Annotated in this window: 20 protein-coding genes; 19 read left to right on the top strand and 1 reads right to left on the bottom strand. The window is 63.1% G+C overall.

The features are described 5' to 3' along the window. Positions 1-93: 93 nt before the first annotated feature. Positions 94-912, bottom strand: a complete 819-nt coding sequence (gene suhB, locus MJ643_RS14425; protein ID WP_003257850.1) for an inositol-phosphate phosphatase — start codon at positions 910-912, stop codon at positions 94-96. Positions 913-1,063: 151 nt separating this feature from the next. Between suhB and trmJ the strand changes: the two genes are divergently transcribed. The 19 genes from trmJ (at position 1,064) to der (ending at position 17,648) form a co-directional block, all read left to right on the top strand. After that, positions 1,064-1,819 (top strand): tRNA (cytosine(32)/uridine(32)-2'-O)-methyltransferase TrmJ, encoded by a 756-nt coding sequence (gene trmJ, locus MJ643_RS14420; protein WP_031325634.1) that lies wholly within the window; start codon positions 1,064-1,066, stop codon positions 1,817-1,819. 3 nt (positions 1,820-1,822) lie between these two features. Further along, the gene (gene cysE, locus MJ643_RS14415; RefSeq protein ID WP_013971015.1) at positions 1,823-2,608 is read left to right on the top strand and encodes a serine O-acetyltransferase; all 786 of its coding nucleotides are present in this window, start codon (positions 1,823-1,825) and stop codon (positions 2,606-2,608) included. A 179-nt stretch (positions 2,609-2,787) separates the two neighbouring features. Further along, complete coding sequence (iscR, locus tag MJ643_RS14410) at positions 2,788-3,279, top strand: Fe-S cluster assembly transcriptional regulator IscR (protein ID WP_008092572.1); 492 nt, start codon at positions 2,788-2,790, stop codon at positions 3,277-3,279. Between the two features lie 46 nt (positions 3,280-3,325). Further along, the gene (locus tag MJ643_RS14405) at positions 3,326-4,540 is read left to right on the top strand and encodes an IscS subfamily cysteine desulfurase (protein ID WP_013971017.1); all 1,215 of its coding nucleotides are present in this window, start codon (positions 3,326-3,328) and stop codon (positions 4,538-4,540) included. Between the two features lie 46 nt (positions 4,541-4,586). Further along, positions 4,587-4,973, top strand: coding sequence for a Fe-S cluster assembly scaffold IscU (gene iscU, locus MJ643_RS14400; RefSeq protein ID WP_003248539.1), 387 nt, complete (start codon positions 4,587-4,589; stop codon positions 4,971-4,973). A gap of 28 nt (positions 4,974-5,001) precedes the next feature. Then, entirely contained in the window at positions 5,002-5,325 is a 324-nt protein-coding gene (gene iscA / locus MJ643_RS14395; protein WP_003257854.1) for an iron-sulfur cluster assembly protein IscA, read from the top strand. A gap of 8 nt (positions 5,326-5,333) precedes the next feature. After that, on the top strand, positions 5,334-5,855 hold the full coding sequence (gene hscB, locus MJ643_RS14390; protein WP_015269012.1) for a co-chaperone HscB: 522 nt from the start codon (positions 5,334-5,336) through the stop codon (positions 5,853-5,855). 42 nt (positions 5,856-5,897) lie between these two features. Beyond that, complete coding sequence (gene hscA / locus MJ643_RS14385) at positions 5,898-7,760, top strand: Fe-S protein assembly chaperone HscA (protein WP_208209343.1); 1,863 nt, start codon at positions 5,898-5,900, stop codon at positions 7,758-7,760. 3 nt (positions 7,761-7,763) lie between these two features. Further along, positions 7,764-8,105: an ISC system 2Fe-2S type ferredoxin gene (fdx, locus tag MJ643_RS14380; RefSeq protein WP_013971020.1), complete on the top strand. Its 342-nt coding sequence runs from the start codon at positions 7,764-7,766 to the stop codon at positions 8,103-8,105. A 9-nt stretch (positions 8,106-8,114) separates the two neighbouring features. After that, positions 8,115-8,315 (top strand): Fe-S cluster assembly protein IscX, encoded by a 201-nt coding sequence (gene iscX / locus MJ643_RS14375; RefSeq protein ID WP_003257859.1) that lies wholly within the window; start codon positions 8,115-8,117, stop codon positions 8,313-8,315. An 89-nt stretch (positions 8,316-8,404) separates the two neighbouring features. Further along, the gene (ndk, locus tag MJ643_RS14370; protein ID WP_013971021.1) at positions 8,405-8,836 is read left to right on the top strand and encodes a nucleoside-diphosphate kinase; all 432 of its coding nucleotides are present in this window, start codon (positions 8,405-8,407) and stop codon (positions 8,834-8,836) included. A gap of 24 nt (positions 8,837-8,860) precedes the next feature. Further along, the gene (rlmN, locus tag MJ643_RS14365) at positions 8,861-10,006 is read left to right on the top strand and encodes a 23S rRNA (adenine(2503)-C(2))-methyltransferase RlmN (RefSeq protein ID WP_038408723.1); all 1,146 of its coding nucleotides are present in this window, start codon (positions 8,861-8,863) and stop codon (positions 10,004-10,006) included. 14 nt (positions 10,007-10,020) lie between these two features. Next, complete coding sequence (pilW, locus tag MJ643_RS14360; protein WP_038408725.1) at positions 10,021-10,782, top strand: type IV pilus biogenesis/stability protein PilW; 762 nt, start codon at positions 10,021-10,023, stop codon at positions 10,780-10,782. Next, positions 10,779-11,819: a RodZ family helix-turn-helix domain-containing protein gene (locus MJ643_RS14355; protein ID WP_013971024.1), complete on the top strand. Its 1,041-nt coding sequence runs from the start codon at positions 10,779-10,781 to the stop codon at positions 11,817-11,819. Before pilW ends, MJ643_RS14355 begins: the two co-directional genes overlap by 4 nt. Before the next feature lie 2 nt (positions 11,820-11,821). After that, a complete protein-coding gene (gene ispG, locus MJ643_RS14350) occupies positions 11,822-12,931 on the top strand; it encodes a flavodoxin-dependent (E)-4-hydroxy-3-methylbut-2-enyl-diphosphate synthase (protein WP_208209342.1) in 1,110 nt (369 codons plus the stop codon). Positions 12,932-12,956: 25 nt separating this feature from the next. Next, on the top strand, positions 12,957-14,246 hold the full coding sequence (gene hisS, locus MJ643_RS14345) for a histidine--tRNA ligase (protein ID WP_024086304.1): 1,290 nt from the start codon (positions 12,957-12,959) through the stop codon (positions 14,244-14,246). Positions 14,247-14,285: 39 nt separating this feature from the next. Further along, positions 14,286-14,924 (top strand): tetratricopeptide repeat protein, encoded by a 639-nt coding sequence (locus tag MJ643_RS14340; protein WP_013971027.1) that lies wholly within the window; start codon positions 14,286-14,288, stop codon positions 14,922-14,924. After that, a complete protein-coding gene (gene bamB / locus MJ643_RS14335; RefSeq protein WP_013971028.1) occupies positions 14,925-16,067 on the top strand; it encodes an outer membrane protein assembly factor BamB in 1,143 nt (380 codons plus the stop codon). It begins immediately after the preceding gene. A gap of 117 nt (positions 16,068-16,184) precedes the next feature. Further along, on the top strand, positions 16,185-17,648 hold the full coding sequence (gene der, locus MJ643_RS14330) for a ribosome biogenesis GTPase Der (RefSeq protein ID WP_013971029.1): 1,464 nt from the start codon (positions 16,185-16,187) through the stop codon (positions 17,646-17,648). The last annotated feature ends 191 nt before the right edge of the window (positions 17,649-17,839 follow it).

The following is a 17,839-nucleotide window of genomic DNA, read 5'->3' as shown; positions in this document are numbered from 1 at the left end:
GCAAAATATCCGACCCGAAAATGAAAATGCCAGTCAGCTTAACTGACTGGCATTACCCCGAGGGGTGCTTTTTTGTTTGCCGGCAATCCGCGCTTAGCGCTTCATGTTCTCTGGCAGGTGCGGCTGGATGGCAGTCAGCACGGCCTTGAAGCACTTGATGTTGCCCGCAACGATATGGCCCTTCTCGAGGAAGTCATGGCCGCCGTTGAAGTCGCTCACCAGGCCGCCCGCTTCCTGGATCAGCAGCACGCCGGCCGCCATGTCCCATTCGGACAGGCCCGACTCCCAGAAAGCGTCGAAACGGCCGGCGGCCACGTAGGCCAGGTCCAGGCTGGCGGAGCCGGCGCGGCGGATACCGGCGGTCTGGCCAGTCAGGGCGCGGAACATGCCCAGGTAGTTGTCCAGGTCGGCCATCTGGCTGTCACGGAACGGGAAGCCGGTACCCAGCAGGGCGCCTTCCAGGCTGGTGCGCGAGCTGACACGCAGGCGGCGACCATTGAGCTGGGCGCCACGGCCGCGGCTGGCAGTGAATTCTTCCTGGCGAACCGGGTCGACGATCACGGCGTGCTCAAGGCGGCCACGGTATTTGCAGGCGATGCTGACGGCGAAGTGCGGGATGCCACGCAGGAAGTTGGTGGTGCCGTCCAGCGGGTCGATGATCCACAGGTAATCCTTGCCTTCTTCGCCGCTACCCGCGTGCAGGCCGGTTTCCTCGCCCTGGATGGAGTGGTTCGGGTAGGCCTTGCGCAGGGCGTTGACGATGCTCTGCTCGGCGGCGCGATCGACTTCGGAGACGTAGTCCTTGGCCTCTTTCTCATCGACCTTGATGCTATCCAGGCGTTCGATGGAGCGGAAAATCAGTTCACTGGCGCTGCGAGCGGCGCGCAGGGCGATATTCAGCATAGGCTGCATGGGCGGGTCACCTGGAGATGTTAAAGAAGAAAGCCGATCATTCTAGCAGAAAACTTTGGCGGCAGAAGTGTCACATTTGCTTTCATGGCGTTACGTCTGTCGGTTCTGTAAGATCGAAGGCCCTGATTCCTGCATCTGTGAGCACAACACCTTGCTGCAAAATATTCGTGTTGTTCTGGTCAATACCAGCCACCCCGGCAACATCGGCGGCGCTGCACGTGCCATGAAAAACATGGGCTTGTCGCGTCTGGTGCTGGTGCAGCCGAAAGAGTTCCCCGCCGTGGATGCCAGTGCCCGAGCCTCGGGTGCCGACGATGTGCTGGACAATGCCCAAGTGGTCGACAGCCTCGAACAGGCGTTGGTCGGCTGCAACCTGGTAATGGGCACCAGTGCCCGCGAGCGGAGCATCCCCTGGCCGTTGATCGGCCCGCGCGAGTGCGGGGCCAAGGCGGTGGAGCATGCCAACGGTGGCGAGGAAATCGCCCTGGTGTTCGGGCGTGAACACGCCGGCCTGACCAACGAAGAGCTGCAGCGATGTCACTTCCACGTGCACATTCCCTCCAACCCCGACTTCAGCTCGCTGAACTTGGCTGCCGCTGTCCAGGTGCTCTCCTACGAGGTGCGCATGGCCTGGCTGGCCGCCGGTGCAGCGCCGGGCAAAGTCGAGAAGGTTGACGCCAGCGAGCTGGCGACGATGGACGAAATGGAGCTGTTCTACGACCACCTGGAGAAGACCCTGGTCGGTATCGGCTTTCTCGACCCCGAAAAGCCCAAGCACCTGATGCCGCGCCTGCGCCGGCTGTATGGGCGGGTGGCGGTCGAGCGTTCGGAAATGAGCATTTTGCGCGGCATCCTCACCGAGACCCAGAAAGTGGTCCGGGGCGAGCCGCATAAACGGAAGGACTGACAGATGTTCGAACGCCTGCGTGAAGATATTCAAAGCGTATTCCACCGTGACCCGGCTGCGCGCAACGCCTTTGAGGTGCTGACCTGCTACCCAGGCATGCACGCCATCTGGCTGCACCGCCTGGGCAATGCCCTGTGGAAGCGTGATTTCAAGTGGCTGGCCCGCCTGGTATCGAACTTCGGCCGCTGGCTGACCGGCATCGAGATCCACCCCGGCGCCACCATCGGACGGCGCTTCTTCATTGACCACGGCATGGGCATCGTCATCGGCGAAACCGCCGAGATCGGCGACGATGTCACCCTTTATCAGGGCGTGACCCTGGGCGGCACCAGCTGGAACAAAGGCAAGCGACACCCCACCCTGGAAAACGGTGTGGTGGTAGGGGCGGGGGCCAAGGTGCTGGGCCCGTTCACCGTCGGCGCCGGGGCCAAGATCGGTTCCAATGCGGTGGTGACCAAAGCCGTGCCGGCCGGGGCTACGGCGGTTGGTATCCCCGGGCGAATCATCGTCAAGAGCGAAGACAACGAGGTCGAGGCCAAGCGTAAGGCCATGGCTGAGAAGATCGGCTTCGATGCCTATGGCGTCAGTGGCGACATGCCCGACCCGGTGGCCCGTGCCATCGGCCAGATGCTCGACCACCTGCAGGCAGTTGACGAACGGCTGGAGGGCATGTGCGGCGCCCTGACCAAGATGGGTAGTGATTACTGCGCCAAGGAACTGCCAGCCCTGCCGGAAGATGACTTCAAGGAAGTTGCCCAGGTGGCTCAGCGCGACACTCAGTCACATTGATTGCGCCGCGCTGAAATCATGGTGACATACGGGGCGTGTGCTCACGCCCCCTGTCTGCTACAATCGCGCCCGCCTCCCCGATGCAAACCCGACTAAAGCACTAGGTCTAATAGTTGACTTAAATGCTCGGGAATCGCATACTCGCTCACATCCTGTAACTCCCGTGGTACCCAATAGCCATGCGACTGACTACCAAAGGCCGATACGCCGTGACCGCCATGCTCGACCTGGCGTTGCACGCGCAGCATGGGCCGGTGTCTTTGGCCGACATTTCCGAGCGCCAGGGCATTTCCCTCTCTTATCTGGAACAGCTGTTCGCCAAGCTGCGCCGCAGCAGCCTGGTCTCCAGCGTGCGTGGTCCAGGCGGTGGCTACCAGCTGTCGCGGGGCATGGAAACCATCCAGGTGGCCCAGGTCATCGATGCGGTCAACGAATCGGTCGATGCCACCCGTTGTCAGGGCCTCGGGGACTGCCATGCCGGTGATACCTGCCTGACCCACCACCTGTGGTGCGACCTCAGCCAGCAGATCCATGAATTCCTCAGCGGTATAAGCCTGGCCGACCTCGTCATGCGCCGTGAGGTGCAGGAAGTCGCCCAGCGCCAGGACCTGCGTCGTGTCGCAGGCCGAACCGCCCAGCTGGACAAGATTGAGACGTCCGCCGTCGATTGATCCCTCCGGGACGACGAGCGACGCCACCGCCTGATAGGAGAGACAAATGAAGTTGCCGATCTACCTCGATTACTCCGCGACCACCCCGGTCGACCCACGCGTGGCCCAGAAGATGGCCGACTGCCTGCTGGTCGACGGGAACTTCGGTAACCCGGCTTCGCGCTCCCACGTCTTTGGCTGGAAAGCCGAGGAAGCGGTCGAGAACGGTCGCCGCCAGGTTGCCGAACTGATCAACGCCGATCCGCGCGAAATCGTCTGGACCAGCGGTGCCACAGAGTCCGACAACCTCGCACTCAAGGGCGTCGCGCACTTCTATCAGACCAAGGGCAAGCACATCATCACCTCCAAGATCGAGCACAAGGCGGTCCTGGATACCGCTCGCCAGCTGGAGCGTGAAGGTTTCGAAGTCACCTACCTCGAGCCAGGCGAAGACGGCATCGTCACCCCGGCCATGGTCGAGGCGGCGCTGCGCGACGACACCATCCTGGTTTCGCTGATGCACGTGAACAACGAAGTCGGCTCGATCAACGATATCGCCGCCATCGGTGAACTGACCCGCTCGCGCGGCGTGCTGTTCCACGTTGACGCCGCGCAATCGGCCGGCAAGGTCGAAATTGACCTGCAAAAGCTGAAGGTCGACCTGATGTCGTTCTCGGCGCACAAGGTCTACGGCCCGAAAGGCATCGGCGCGCTGTACGTCAGCCGCAAGCCTCGTGTACGCCTGGAAGCCATCATTCACGGCGGTGGTCATGAGCGCGGCATGCGTTCGGGCACCCTGCCGACCCACCAGATCGTCGGCATGGGCGAAGCCTTCGCCATCGCCAAACAGGAAATGGCCGCGGAAAACGTACGCATCAAGGCCCTGAGCGACCGCTTCTTCAAGCAGGTCTCGGACCTCGAAGAGCTGTACGTCAACGGCAGCAAGACTGCCCGCGTACCGCACAACCTGAACCTGAGCTTCAACTACGTCGAAGGCGAATCGCTGCTGATGTCGCTGAAGGATATCGCCGTATCGTCCGGTTCGGCCTGCACCTCCGCGTCGCTCGAGCCGTCCTACGTATTGCGCGCCCTGGGCCGCAATGACGAGCTGGCGCACAGCTCGATCCGCTTCTCCTTCGGCCGCTTCACCACCGAAGAAGAAGTCGACTACGCCGCGCAGAAAGTCTGCGAGGCCGTGAACAAACTGCGTGAGCTGTCGCCGCTGTGGGACATGTACAAAGACGGCGTTGACATCTCCAAGATCGAGTGGGCCGCCCACTAAGCAGTCGCCGGCAAGAGCGGCTCCCTGATGAGGAAGGAATTGCACCATGGCATACAGTGAAAAGGTCATCGACCACTACGAAAACCCGCGCAACGTCGGCAAGATGAACGCCGAAGACCCGGACGTCGGTACCGGCATGGTCGGCGCCCCGGCCTGCGGTGACGTGATGCGCCTGCAGATCAAGGTCAACGAGCAGGGCGTGATCGAAGACGCCAAGTTCAAGACCTACGGCTGCGGTTCGGCCATCGCTTCCAGCTCCCTCGCCACCGAGTGGATGAAGGGCAAGACCCTGGACGAAGCCGAAACCATCAAGAACACCCAGCTGGCCGAAGAACTGGCGTTGCCGCCGGTCAAGATCCACTGCTCGGTACTCGCCGAAGATGCCATCAAGGCAGCCGTTCGCGATTACAAGCAGAAGAAAGGCTTGATCTAAGTCGCCTGTTGCGAGGTAAGGAGTCCTGATGGCTATCAGCATGACAGAAGCCGCCGCCAACCACGTGCGGCGTTCCCTGGAAGGGCGCGGCAAGGGCGAAGGCATTCGCCTGGGCGTGCGCACCACCGGTTGCTCGGGCCTGGCCTACGTGCTGGAGTTCGTCGACGAGCTGGCGGACGAGGACCAGGTGTTCGAGAACCATGGCGTCAAGGTGATCATCGATCCCAAGAGCCTGGTCTACCTCGATGGCACCGAACTGGACTTCGTCAAGGAAGGGTTGAACGAAGGCTTCAAGTTCAACAACCCCAACGTGCGCGGTGAGTGTGGCTGCGGCGAAAGCTTCAACGTTTGAGGCTGGCTGTGGGCACTCCTTGTCATTTCGCATTGTTTGACCTCCAGCCAAGCTTCCGCCTGGATCTCGACAAGCTGGCCACTCGCTATCGCGAGCTGGCCCGCGAAGTCCATCCCGACCGCTTTGCCGACGCCTCCGAGCGCGAGCAGCGCGTGGCGCTGGAAAAGTCCGCGGCACTCAACGACGCCTACCAGACACTGCGCAGTGCGCCGCGTCGCGCCCGCTACCTGCTGGCCATCGGCGGCCACGAAGTGCCTCAGGAGGTCACGGTCCACGACCCTGACTTCCTGTTGCAGCAGATGCAGTGGCGTGAAGAGCTCGAAGAATTGCAGGACGAAGCCGACCTCGATGGCGTGGCCGTGTTCAAGAAGCGCCTGAAGGTCGCCCAGGACACGCTGAACGAGGACTTTGCCGCCTGCTGGGACGCCCCAGGCGAGCGCGACAAGGCCGAACGCCTGATGCGCCGCATGCAGTTCCTCGACAAGCTCGCCCAAGAAGTGCGCCAACTGGAAGAGCGCCTCGACGATTAACCCGGTGCTGCCCGTGATAGCACCTAAGGTATTCAGATAAGCATGGCCCTACTGCAGATTGCCGAACCCGGTCAAAGCCCTCAGCCGCATCAGCGCCGCCTGGCGGTGGGGATCGACCTGGGTACCACCAACTCCCTGGTCGCCGCACTGCGCAGCGGCCGTAGCGAGCCCCTGCCCGACGCGCAGGGCAATGTCATTCTGCCGTCCGCGGTGCGCTACCTCGAAGGGCGCAACGAAGTGGGGCAGGCTGCACGCGATGCCGCTTCCAGCGACCCGCTGAACACCGTGCTGTCGGTCAAGCGCTTGATGGGGCGCGGCCTGGCCGACGTCAAGCAACTGGGCGAGCAGCTGCCGTACCGCTTCGTTGGCGGTGAGTCGCACATGCCGTTCATCGACACTGTGCAGGGGCCGAAAAGCCCGGTGGAAGTGTCCGCCGATATTCTCAAGGTGCTGCGCGAGCGTGCCGAAGCCACCCTTGGTGGTGAGCTGGTGGGCGCGGTTATCACCGTGCCGGCCTATTTCGACGATGCCCAGCGCCAGGCCACCAAGGACGCTGCGCGCCTGGCCGGCCTGAACGTGCTGCGCCTGCTCAACGAGCCGACCGCCGCTGCCGTGGCCTATGGCCTGGACCAGAACGCCGAAGGCGTGGTGGCCATCTATGACTTGGGCGGCGGTACCTTCGACATTTCCATTTTGCGCCTGACTGCCGGCGTATTCGAAGTGCTGGCCACCGGTGGCGATACTGCCTTGGGCGGTGACGACTTCGACCACGCCATCGCTGGCTGGATCATCGAGCAGGCCGGGCTGTCATCCGACCTGGACCCGGCCACCCAGCGCGCACTGTTGCAGACCGCCTGCGCCGCGAAGGAAGCCCTGACCGACGCCGACGTGGTCAGCGTCAGCCATGGCACCTGGCAGGGCGAGCTGAGCCGCGCTGGCTTCGAAGCCATGATCGAGCCCATGGTCGCCCGCAGCCTCAAGGCCTGCCGTCGCGCCGTGCGTGACAGCGGTATCGAGCTGGAAGAAGTCAGTGCCGTGGTCATGGTCGGTGGTTCGACCCGCGTACCGCGTGTGCGTGAAGCCGTCGGAGCACTGTTCGGTCGCACCCCGCTGACCTCGATCGACCCCGACCAGGTGGTGGCCATCGGTGCCGCCATCCAGGCCGATACCTTGGCCGGCAACCGCCGCGAAGGTGGCGAACTGCTGCTGTTGGATGTCATCCCGCTGTCGCTTGGCCTTGAGACCATGGGCGGGCTGATGGAGAAGGTGATCCCGCGCAACACCACCATCCCGGTGGCGCGTGCCCAGGAGTTCACCACCTATAAAGATGGCCAGTCGGCCATGATGATCCATGTACTGCAGGGCGAGCGCGAGTTGATCAGCGACTGCCGCTCGCTGGCGCGCTTCGAGCTGCGTGGCATTCCGGCCATGGTCGCCGGTGCGGCAAAAATCCGCGTCACCTTCCAGGTCGACGCCGATGGCCTGCTCAGCGTCGCCGCCCGCGAGCTGGGCTCGGGCGTGGAAGCCAGCATCCAGGTCAAGCCGTCCTACGGCCTGACCGACGGCGAAATCGCCCGCATGCTCAAGGACTCCTTCGAACACGCAGGTTCCGACAAGCAGGCCCGCCAGCTGCGTGAGCACCAGGTTGACGGCGAGCGCCTGCTCGAAGCAGTACAGGGCGCCCTGGACGCCGACGGCGAGCGCCTGCTCAGCAGTGACGAGCGCGACGCCATCGAATTCCAGATGCAAGAACTACGTGATTTGCTGGCCGGCACCGATGGCTCAGCCATCGAGCAACAGACCAAGCGTCTGTCGCAGGTGACCGACGCATTTGCCGCCCGTCGCCTTGATTCGACGGTCAAAGCCGCACTGGCCGGGCGCAACCTGAATGAGATCGAGGAGTAACCGATGCCGCTGGTGACATTCCTGCCGCACGAGAAGTTCTGCCCCGAAGGGCTGACCGTGGAAGTCGAGACCGGGACCAACATCCTGGAACTGGCCCACGACCATCACATCGAGATGGAAAGCGCCTGCGGCGGCGTCAAGGCCTGCACCACTTGCCACTGCATCGTGCGCAAGGGCTTCGACTCGCTCGAAGAAGCCGACGAACTGGAAGAGGACATGCTGGACAAGGCCTGGGGCCTGGAGGCTCAATCGCGCCTCGGCTGCCAGGTGGTTGTCGCTGACCAGGACCTGGTCATCGAGATCCCCAAGTATTCGCTCAACCACGCCGCCGAAGCGCCGCACTGAGGTTTACCCATGAGCCTGAAATGGATTGATGTACTTGAGATCGCCATCCAGCTTGCAGAAAGCAAGCCGGAAGTCGATCCTCGTTATGTGAATTTCGTCGATCTGCACCGCTGGGTGCTGGCCTTGCCAGAATTCAGCGACGATCCGTCACGTGGCGGTGAGAAAGTGCTCGAGGCCATCCAGGCGGCCTGGATCGAAGAAGCCGACTGAACGCGTCCTGCAGGTTAGGCAATCCCCTGGAACCCGCGTATAATTCGCGGGTTTAATTTTTCGCAACACTCATTTTTCTGGAGTTTTCCATGGCTGTTCAACGTACTTTCTCCATCATCAAGCCTGACGCCGTTGCCAAGAACGTCATCGGCGAGATCACCACTCGTTTCGAGAAAGCCGGCCTGCGCGTCGTCGCTTCGAAAATGAAGCAGCTGTCCAAGGCCGAAGCCGAAGGCTTCTACGCCGAACACAAAGAGCGCGGCTTCTTCGGTGATCTGGTTGCCTTCATGACTTCCGGCCCGGTCATCGTTCAGGTTCTGGAAGGCGAAAACGCCGTTCTGGCCAACCGCGAGCTGATGGGCGCCACCAACCCGAAAGAAGCTGCTGCCGGCACCATCCGTGCTGACTTCGCCGTTTCCATCGACGAAAACGCTGTTCACGGTTCCGACTCGGAAGCTTCGGCTGCCCGCGAAATCGCTTACTTCTTCTCCGCTACCGAGCTGTGCGACCGCATTCGCTAAGCGAAGCAGGTCTTGGGTGATTCCATGAGTGACATGACTGGCAAGATCAACCTGTTGGGCCTGACCCTGCAGGAAATGGAAAAATTCTTCGAGTCGATCGGAGAGAAGCGTTTTCGTGCCGGTCAGGTCATGAAATGGATTCACCACTATGGCGTCGACGATTTCGCCGCCATGACCAATGTCGGCAAGGCCTTGCGCGAAAAGCTCGAGGCCGTTGCCGAGATTCGGGGCCCGGAAGTGGTCAGTGAAGACATTTCCGCCGACGGTACCCGCAAGTGGGTGGTCCGCGTTGCCTCCGGCAGCTGCGTCGAGACCGTCTACATCCCCACCGACGATCGCGGCACCCTGTGCGTGTCGTCGCAAGCCGGCTGTGCCCTGGACTGCAGCTTCTGCTCCACCGGCAAGCAAGGCTTCAACAGCAACCTCACCGCCGCCGAAGTGATCGGCCAGGTGTGGCTTGCCAACAAATCCTTCGGGACCGTTCCGGCCAAGATCGACCGCGCCATTACCAACGTGGTCATGATGGGCATGGGCGAACCCCTGCTGAATTTCGACAATGTCATCGCCGCCATGAAGATCATGATGGAAGATCTGGGCTATGGCATTTCCAAGCGTCGCGTCACCCTGTCCACCTCGGGCGTGGTGCCGATGATCGACGAGCTGGCCAAGCACATCGACGTGTCGCTGGCCCTGTCGCTGCACGCACCGAACGACGAACTGCGCAACAAGTTGGTACCGATCAACAAGAAGTACCCGCTGAAGATGCTGCTGGAATCGTGCATGGGCTACATGTCCACCCTGGGTGGCAAGCGCGTGCTGACCATCGAGTACACCCTGCTCAAGGACGTCAACGACCAGCCTGAGCATGCTGCGCAAATGATCGAGCTGCTGCGCGACGTACCCTGCAAGATCAACCTGATCCCGTTCAACCCGTTCCCGCACTCGGGCTACGAGCGGCCGAGCAACAACGCCATTCGCCGCTTCCAGGATCTGTTGCACCATGGTGGCTTCAACGTCACCACCCGCACCACCCGTGGTGATGACATCGACGCTGCCTGTGGTCAGCTGGTCGGCCAGGTCAACGACCGCACCCGCCGCAGCGAGCGCTACATCGCTGTGCGCCAGCTGTCCGCGGACGCCGAGCTGCAAGACAGCCCCGTCAGCCACTGACCGGGACCTTGCCCATGAGCCTGCGCGCCGCGCTGTCGATCCTTGCGCTTTCGCTGCTGGCCGGCTGCGTGTCGGGCGGCGCGGGCGACCCCCTGGCCAGCCGCCAGGGCAGGGCAGAGGCGGGGCGGGCCTATGTGCAGCTTGGGCTGGGTTATTTGCAACAGGGTTTGACCGAGCAGGCCAAGGCGCCGCTTGGCAAGGCCCTGGCCCTGGATGCTGGTGATGCCGATGCGCACGCCGCCCTGGCGCTGGTCTTTCAGGCCGAAGGCGAGCCTGCGCTGGCCGAAACGCACTTCCGCAAGGCGCTGAAGGCACGTACCGGCGACACGCGAATTCGCAACAATTACGGCAGTTTCCTTTATGCTCAGGGCCGATTTGCCGAGGCCGAGCAGATGTTTCGCCTTGCCAGCGCCGATACCCTGTATCCTGAGCGCTCACGCGTTTACGAGAACCTGGGCCTGACCGCCCTGAAACTCGAGCGCCGCGACCAGGCGCATGCGTATCTGCTGAAAGCTCTGCAACTCAACCAGCGGCAGCCGAAAGCGTTGCTGGAAATGGCTGAGTTGTCCTACGAAAACAGGCATTATGTGCCGGCCCGGGACTACTACGATCGTTTCAGCCAGTTGAGCGACCACGATGCCCGTAGCCTGCTGCTGGGCAGCCGCCTTGCCAGGGTATTCGACGAGCAAGGCACACTGGCCGAGCTGGGCCAGCAATTACAACGACTTTATCCCGGTACGCCGGAATATCAGCAATACCTGTCGGAGCAACGATGAAAGCCGCGCATCCCGAAGTAGCAGTAGCGCCTGGCCAGAACCCCGGTGAGCTTTTGCGTCAGGCCCGTGAGAACCGGGACTGGTCACAAGCCGAGGTGGCCCGCAAGCTCAACCTCACTGTCAGTTCGTTGAACCACGTGGAAACCGGCGCCTTCGACAAGCTGCCGGGGCATACCTTCGCCCGTGGTTATATCCGCGCCTATGCCAAGCTGATGGACCTGGACCAGGCTGCCCTGGTGGACGCCTTCGACCGTTACACCGGCACCCACGCCAAAGGCAGCGACGTGCACTCGCTGGGCCGTATCGAAGAGCCCGTGCGCCTGTCGCACAACATTCTGCGTGGCGTCAGCCTGCTGCTGCTGGTGGCAGTGGTCGGCGGCGGCTTCGTCTGGTGGCAGGACCAGGGCAGCCTGCGTGGCAAGGAGCTGGCCAAGATTGCCCTGGAGCACGTCGAAGTCGAAAGCGCCGACGGCACCACCCAGATTCACCCGCTCGATGAGCCTGAAGACCAGGCTGTTTCCGCTGGCCAGCAGCCTGAGAGTGCGCCGCTGCCGCTTGAGCAGGGCGCAGCCGAGCAGCCTGCCACCGCCGTACCGGCACCGGCAAGCCCGGCACCTGCCGATACCGCTGCCGTAGTACCGACACCGGCCCAGCAGGCGCCTGTGCCAGCGATCGCCAGCGCACCTGCTGCCGCGCCTGCGCCGGTAGCACCGGTTGCCCCGGCCCCGGCGGCTGTTGCACCTGCTACGCCGGTAGCGGCCGTGGCCGCTGCCGCCCCTGCCGCAGTGCCAGCTGGCAGCGCCAAGGTTGCCATCCAGTTCGTCGCCGATTGCTGGACCCAGGTCACCGACGGCAACGGCAAGGTGCTGTTCAGCGCCATCAAGCGCAAGGGGGACAACCTCGAGCTGACCGGCAAGCCGCCGTTCTCGGTACGCCTGGGCTTTGCCCGTGGCGCCCAGGTCAGCTACAACGGCCAGGCCGTCGATGTTGCCCCGTTCACCAGTGGCGAGACCGCTCGCCTGAAGTTGGGACAGTAATCATGCACGGCGAATCTCCGATCAAACGTCGCGAATCCCGCAAAATCTGGGTCGGCAATGTACCGGTGGGTGGTGATGCCCCCATCGCGGTGCAGAGCATGACCAACACCGACACCAACGATGTGGCCGCCACCGTGGCGCAAATCCAGCGCCTGGTCGATGCCAGCGTGGACATCGTGCGCGTCTCGGTGCCGGACATGGACGCCGCCGAGGCGTTCGGCCGCATCAAGCAGCAGGTCAGCGTGCCGCTGGTTGCCGACATCCACTTCGACTACAAAATCGCCCTGCGCGTGGCCGAACTGGGCGTCGACTGCCTGCGCATCAACCCGGGCAACATCGGCCGTGAAGACCGTGTGCGCGCGGTAGTCGATGCCGCCCGCGACCGGGGCATCCCGATCCGTATCGGCGTCAACGCCGGCTCCCTGGAAAAGGACCTGCAGAAGAAGTATGGCGAACCGACCCCGGCGGCGCTGGTCGAGTCGGCCCTGCGCCATGTCGAGCACCTCGACCGCCTGGACTTCCAGGACTTCAAGGTCAGCGTCAAGGCATCCGATGTGTTCATGGCCGTCGAAGCCTACCGCCTGCTGGCCAAGCAGATCGTGCAGCCGCTGCATCTGGGCATCACCGAAGCCGGTGGCCTGCGTTCGGGGACGGTGAAATCCGCTGTCGGCCTCGGTATGCTGCTGGCCGAAGGCATTGGCGATACCATCCGTATCTCGCTGGCGGCCGACCCGGTCGAAGAAGTGAAAGTCGGCTACGACATCCTCAAGTCGCTGCACCTGCGCTCGCGTGGCATCAACTTCATCGCCTGCCCGAGCTGCTCGCGGCAGAACTTCGATGTGGTCAAGACCATGAACGAGCTGGAAGGGCGCCTGGAAGACCTGCTGGTGCCGCTGGACGTGGCGGTGATCGGTTGCGTGGTCAACGGCCCGGGCGAAGCCAAGGAGTCCCATGTGGGGCTGACCGGTGGCACGCCGAACCTGGTCTACATCGACGGCAAGCCGGCGCAGAAGCTGACCAACGACAACCTGGTCGATGAACTGGAAAAGCTCATCCGCCAGAAAGCGGCCGAAAAGGCCGAAGCCGACGCGGCGCTGATCGTCCGTGGCTGACACACAGAATTCGTAAGGACTTTTCGTGAGCAAATCGCTACAAGCCATCCGTGGCATGAACGACATCCTGCCAGAACAGTCGCCACTGTGGCGCTACTTCGAGGGCACCGTGGCCGGCCTGCTGGATACCTACGGGTACAGCCAGATCCGCACGCCGATCGTCGAGTTCACCGAGCTTTTCAAGCGCTCCATCGGTGAAGTGACCGACATCGTCGAAAAAGAGATGTACACCTTCGAGGACCGCAACGGCGACTCGCTGACCCTGCGCCCCGAAGGTACTGCCGCCTGCGTGCGTGCCGTACTCGAGCATGGCATCACCGGCAACGGCCAGGTGCAGAAACTGTGGTACATCGGCCAGATGTTCCGCCACGAGCGCCCGCAGAAGGGCCGCTACCGCCAGTTCCACCAGATTGGCGTGGAAGTGTTCAACCTGGATGGCCCGGACATCGACGCCGAGCTGATCATGTTGACCTGGCGCCTGTGGGGCCTGCTGGGTATCCAGGACGCGGTCAAGCTGGAGCTCAACAGCCTGGGCACCAGCGAAGCCCGTGCACGCTACCGTGATGCGCTGGTCGAGTTCCTCTCGGCGCGCCTGGAGCAACTGGACGAAGACAGCCAGCGCCGCCTGAAGAGCAACCCGCTGCGCATCCTCGACAGCAAGGACCAGAACACCCAGGCGGTGCTGGTCGGCGCGCCGAAGCTGGAAGACTACCTGGACGAAGAGTCGCGCGTGCACTTCGAGGGCCTCAAGGCCCGCCTGGACGCTGCCGGCATCCCGTTCGTGATCAACACCAAGCTGGTGCGTGGCCTGGACTACTACAGCAAGACTGTGTTCGAGTGGGTCACCGACAAGCTCGGCGCCCAGGGCACTGTCTGCGCCGGCGGCCGTTATGACGGCCTGGTCGAACAGATGGGCGGCAAGCCGACCTCGGGCGTCGGTTTCGCCATGGGCATCGAGCGCCTGATCCTGCTGCTGGAAACCCTGGGCAAGGTGCCCGAGTCCATCAGCCGCCAGATCGACGTCTACCTGTGCGCCTTTGGCGAACAGGCGGAGCTGGCCGGCCTGCGCCTGTCCGAAAGCCTGCGTGACCGCTTGCCGGGCCTGCGCCTGGCAGTCAACGCCGGCGGTGGCAGCTTCAAGAGCCAGTTCAAGAAAGCCGACAAGAGTGGCGCGCTGTTCGCCCTGATCCTCGGCGACGACGAGCTGGCCCAGCAAGAGATCGGCTTCAAGCCCCTGCGTGGTCAGGGCGAACAACAGAACATTGCCTGGGATGCTCTGGCTGAGCACCTGGAAACCGCGATCGCGCAGGCGTAACGCGGTTCAACAAGCAAATAGGCGAAAAGGAGTATTGGGGTGTCGAGTACCGATGATGAACTGGCAGGGGTCAAGGACTGGTGGAACCGCAACGGCAAGCCGCTGCTGACCGGTGCCCTGTTGGCTGGCGTAGTGGTGTTGGGCTGGAATACCTGGCACAAGTACCAGAACAATCAGTCGCAAGGTGCCTCGCAGCTGTACCAGGCCTTGCTGGAGACCAGCCTGACGCCGACTGGCCAGCCTGACGCGACCAAGGTCGCGGAACTGGCCGGCAAGCTCAAGAGCGAGTTCGGTGGTACCGCCTACGCCCAGTACGGCAGCCTGTTCGTTGCCAAGGTCGCGGTCGAGAGCGGCAAGCTCGACGACGCTGCTGCCGAGTTGAAGAGCGTGCTGGACAAGCCGGCCGATGCCACTCTGGGCGAGATTTCGCGTCAGCGCCTGGCTCGTGTGCTGGCCGCCCAGAACAAGGCCGAGGATGCCCTCAAGCTGCTCGACGGCGACGCCGACAAAGCCTTCCTGGCCAGCCGCGAAGAGTTGAAAGGTGACCTGCTGGTGCAACTGGGTCGCGCCGACGACGCGCACAGCGCTTACGAGAAAGCCAAGGCTGCGTTGTCCGATGAGGCGGCGGTCGGTGGCCTGCAATTGAAGCTGGATGACTTGGCCAAAGGGGACGCGTAAGTGATCGGTTGGAAACATGCAGCAGTGCTGACCCTGGCCGTACTGGCCGCAGGTTGCAGCAGCAACAGCAAGAAGGAACTGCCTCCGGCCGAGCTGACCAAGTTCACCGAGGAAGTGGTGCTGAAAAAGCAGTGGAGCCGTTCGATCGGTGACGGCCAGGGCGAGACCTACAACACCCTCGTACCTGCCATCGAGAACGACCGTATCTACGCCTCCGACGTCAACGGCGAAGTCTTCGCCCTCGACCGCATCACCGGCGACGTGGTATGGAAGAAGGACCTCGAGCTGCCGGTTTCCGGCGCTGTCGGCGTGGGCTACGGCCTGGTCATGATCGGTACCCTCAAGGGTGAAGTCATCGCCCTGGACTCCAGCACCGGTGAGGAGCGCTGGCGCTCCCGCGTGACCAGCGAAGTGCTGGCCCCGCCTGCCAACAACGGTGATGTGGTGGTGGTGCAGACCCAAGACGATCGCCTGATCGGCCTGGATGCTGCCACTGGCGACCGCCGCTGGATCTACGAAAACACCCCGGCCGTGCTGACCCTGCGTGGCACCGGCGCGCCGATCGCCACCAACCGCCTGGCCGTCGCCGGCCTGTCCACCGGCAAGGTGGTGGCGGTGGACATCAACAACGGCGTACCGGTGTGGGAAAGCCGTGTGGCAATCCCGCAGGGCCGTTCCGAGCTGGACCGCGTGGTCGATATCGACGGCGGCCTGCTGCTGTCGGGTGGTACCCTGTACGTCAGCACCTACCAGGGCCGCGTCGCGGGCCTGGACCTGGAAAGCGGCCGCGTGCTGTGGCAGCGTGATGCCTCCAGCTACGTGGGTGTCGCCCAAGGCTACGGTAACGTCTATGTCAGCGAAGCTTCCGGTACTGTCGAAAGCGTCGACGAGCGCTCGTCCAGCGCCCTGTGGACCAACGACACCATGGCTCGCCGCCAGCTGACCGCGCCTGAAGTGTTCTCCAGCTACGTGGCGGTGGGCGACTTCGAGGGTTACCTGCACCTGCTGAGCCAGGTCGATGGCCGCTTCGTCGGCCGTGAGCGTATCGACAGTGATGGCCTGCGTGCCCGCCCACTTGTGGTCGGCGACACCATCTACGTCTTCGGCAACAGCGGCAAGCTCGAGGCACTGACCATCCGCTGAAGCTATGCTTGAAGCCTTGGCGGGCTTCAAGCCGCGGCGTAGGACACGCCGCCCGAACTCCGGCCGCTGCCTTGCAGCGGCCTTTGCATTTTCAAGAATTCAAGAGTGGAGAGCCGAATGGTTCCCGTAATCGCCCTGGTGGGCCGCCCAAACGTCGGCAAATCCACCATGTTCAACCGCCTGACCAAGACCCGCGATGCCATCGTTGGTGACCTGTCGGGCCTGACCCGTGACCGCCAGTACGGTGATGCCACCTGGCAGGGTCGTTCCTTCATCCTGATCGACACCGGCGGTATCACCGGTGACGAAGTGGGCATGGACGAGAAAATGGCCGAGCAGTCGCTCATGGCCATCGAAGAAGCTGACTATGTGCTGTTCCTGGTCGATGCCCGTGCCGGCATGACCGCTGCCGACCAGATGATCGCCGAGCACCTACGCAAGCGGAACAAGGAAGCGATCCTGGTTGCCAACAAGATCGACAACATCGATGCCGATGTGGCACGCGCCGAGTTCTCGCCGCTGGGCATGGGCAACGCGATCCCGGTAGCCGGCTCCCAGGGCCGCGGCATCAATGCGCTGATGGAGGCCGTGCTCGGCCACCTGCCACGCGACCAGGTCGAGGAAGCGCTGGACGCCGAAGTCGCCGAAGGCGAGGAAGCGGTGCGCATCCCGGGCCCGAGCGAGAAGGATGGCATCAAGATCGCCATCATCGGCCGCCCCAACGTCGGCAAGTCGACGCTGGTCAACCGCATGCTCGGCGAAGAGCGCGTGGTGGTTTACGACCAGCCGGGCACCACCCGCGACAGTATCTACATCCCGTTCGAGCGCGATGACGAGAAGTACACCTTCATCGACACCGCCGGCGTGCGCAAGCGCGGCAAGATCCACGAGGAAGTCGAGAAGTTCTCGGTGGTGAAGACGCTGCAGGCGATCAAGGACGCCAACGTGGTGATTTTCGTCATGGACGCCCGCGAAGGCGTGGTGGATCACGACCTGAACCTGCTGGGCTTCGCCCTGGAAGCTGGCCGCGCCATCGTCATCGCCCTGAACAAGTGGGACGGCATGGAGCCGGGCGAGCGTGACTACGTGAAGACCGAGCTGGAGCGCCGGCTGTTCTTCGTCGATTTCGCCGACATCCACTTCATCTCCGCCCTGCACGGCACCGGCGTGGGCCACCTGTACAAGTCGGTGCAGGCCGCGTTCAAGTCGGCGGTAACCCGTTGGCCGACCAGCCGCCTGACGCAGATCCTCGAAGATGCCGTGAGCGAGCACCAGCCGCCGCTGGTCAACGGCCGCCGCATCAAGCTGCGCTATGCCCACCTTGGTGGTGCCAACCCACCGCTGATCGTGATCCACGGCAACCAGACCGACAAGATTCCGAAGTCGTACTCGCGTTACCTGGAAAACACCTACCGCCGTGTGCTGAAACTGGTCGGTACGCCGATCCGCATCGAGTACAAGGGCGGTGAGAACCCGTACGAGGGCAAGAAGAACACCCTCACCGACCGCCAGGTCAACAAGAAGCGCCGCCTGATGTCGCACCACAAGAAGGCCGAGAAGAAGCGCCGCGACAAGCGCTGATTCCGCGTCGACTTCTTCGCGGGTAAACCCGCTCCTACAGGACCCACAGTTTTCGAAATCTGTGCAGGACCTGTGGGAGCGGGTTTACCCGCGAAGAGGCCCTTTGATCCAGCGCAAATCCCCCTATTGTTTCAACCTTTTTCCTGACCGCTCGATCCGCTATGCTCGGACTCCACCCCGTGCCGGATACA

The sequence above is a fragment of the Pseudomonas sp. PNPG3 genome (assembly GCF_023093815.1).
Lineage (GTDB): Bacteria > Pseudomonadota > Gammaproteobacteria > Pseudomonadales > Pseudomonadaceae > Aquipseudomonas > Aquipseudomonas asiatica.
The sequence above is the reverse complement of the archived record's forward strand: the minus strand, read 5'-3'. Positions and strand labels throughout refer to the sequence as shown.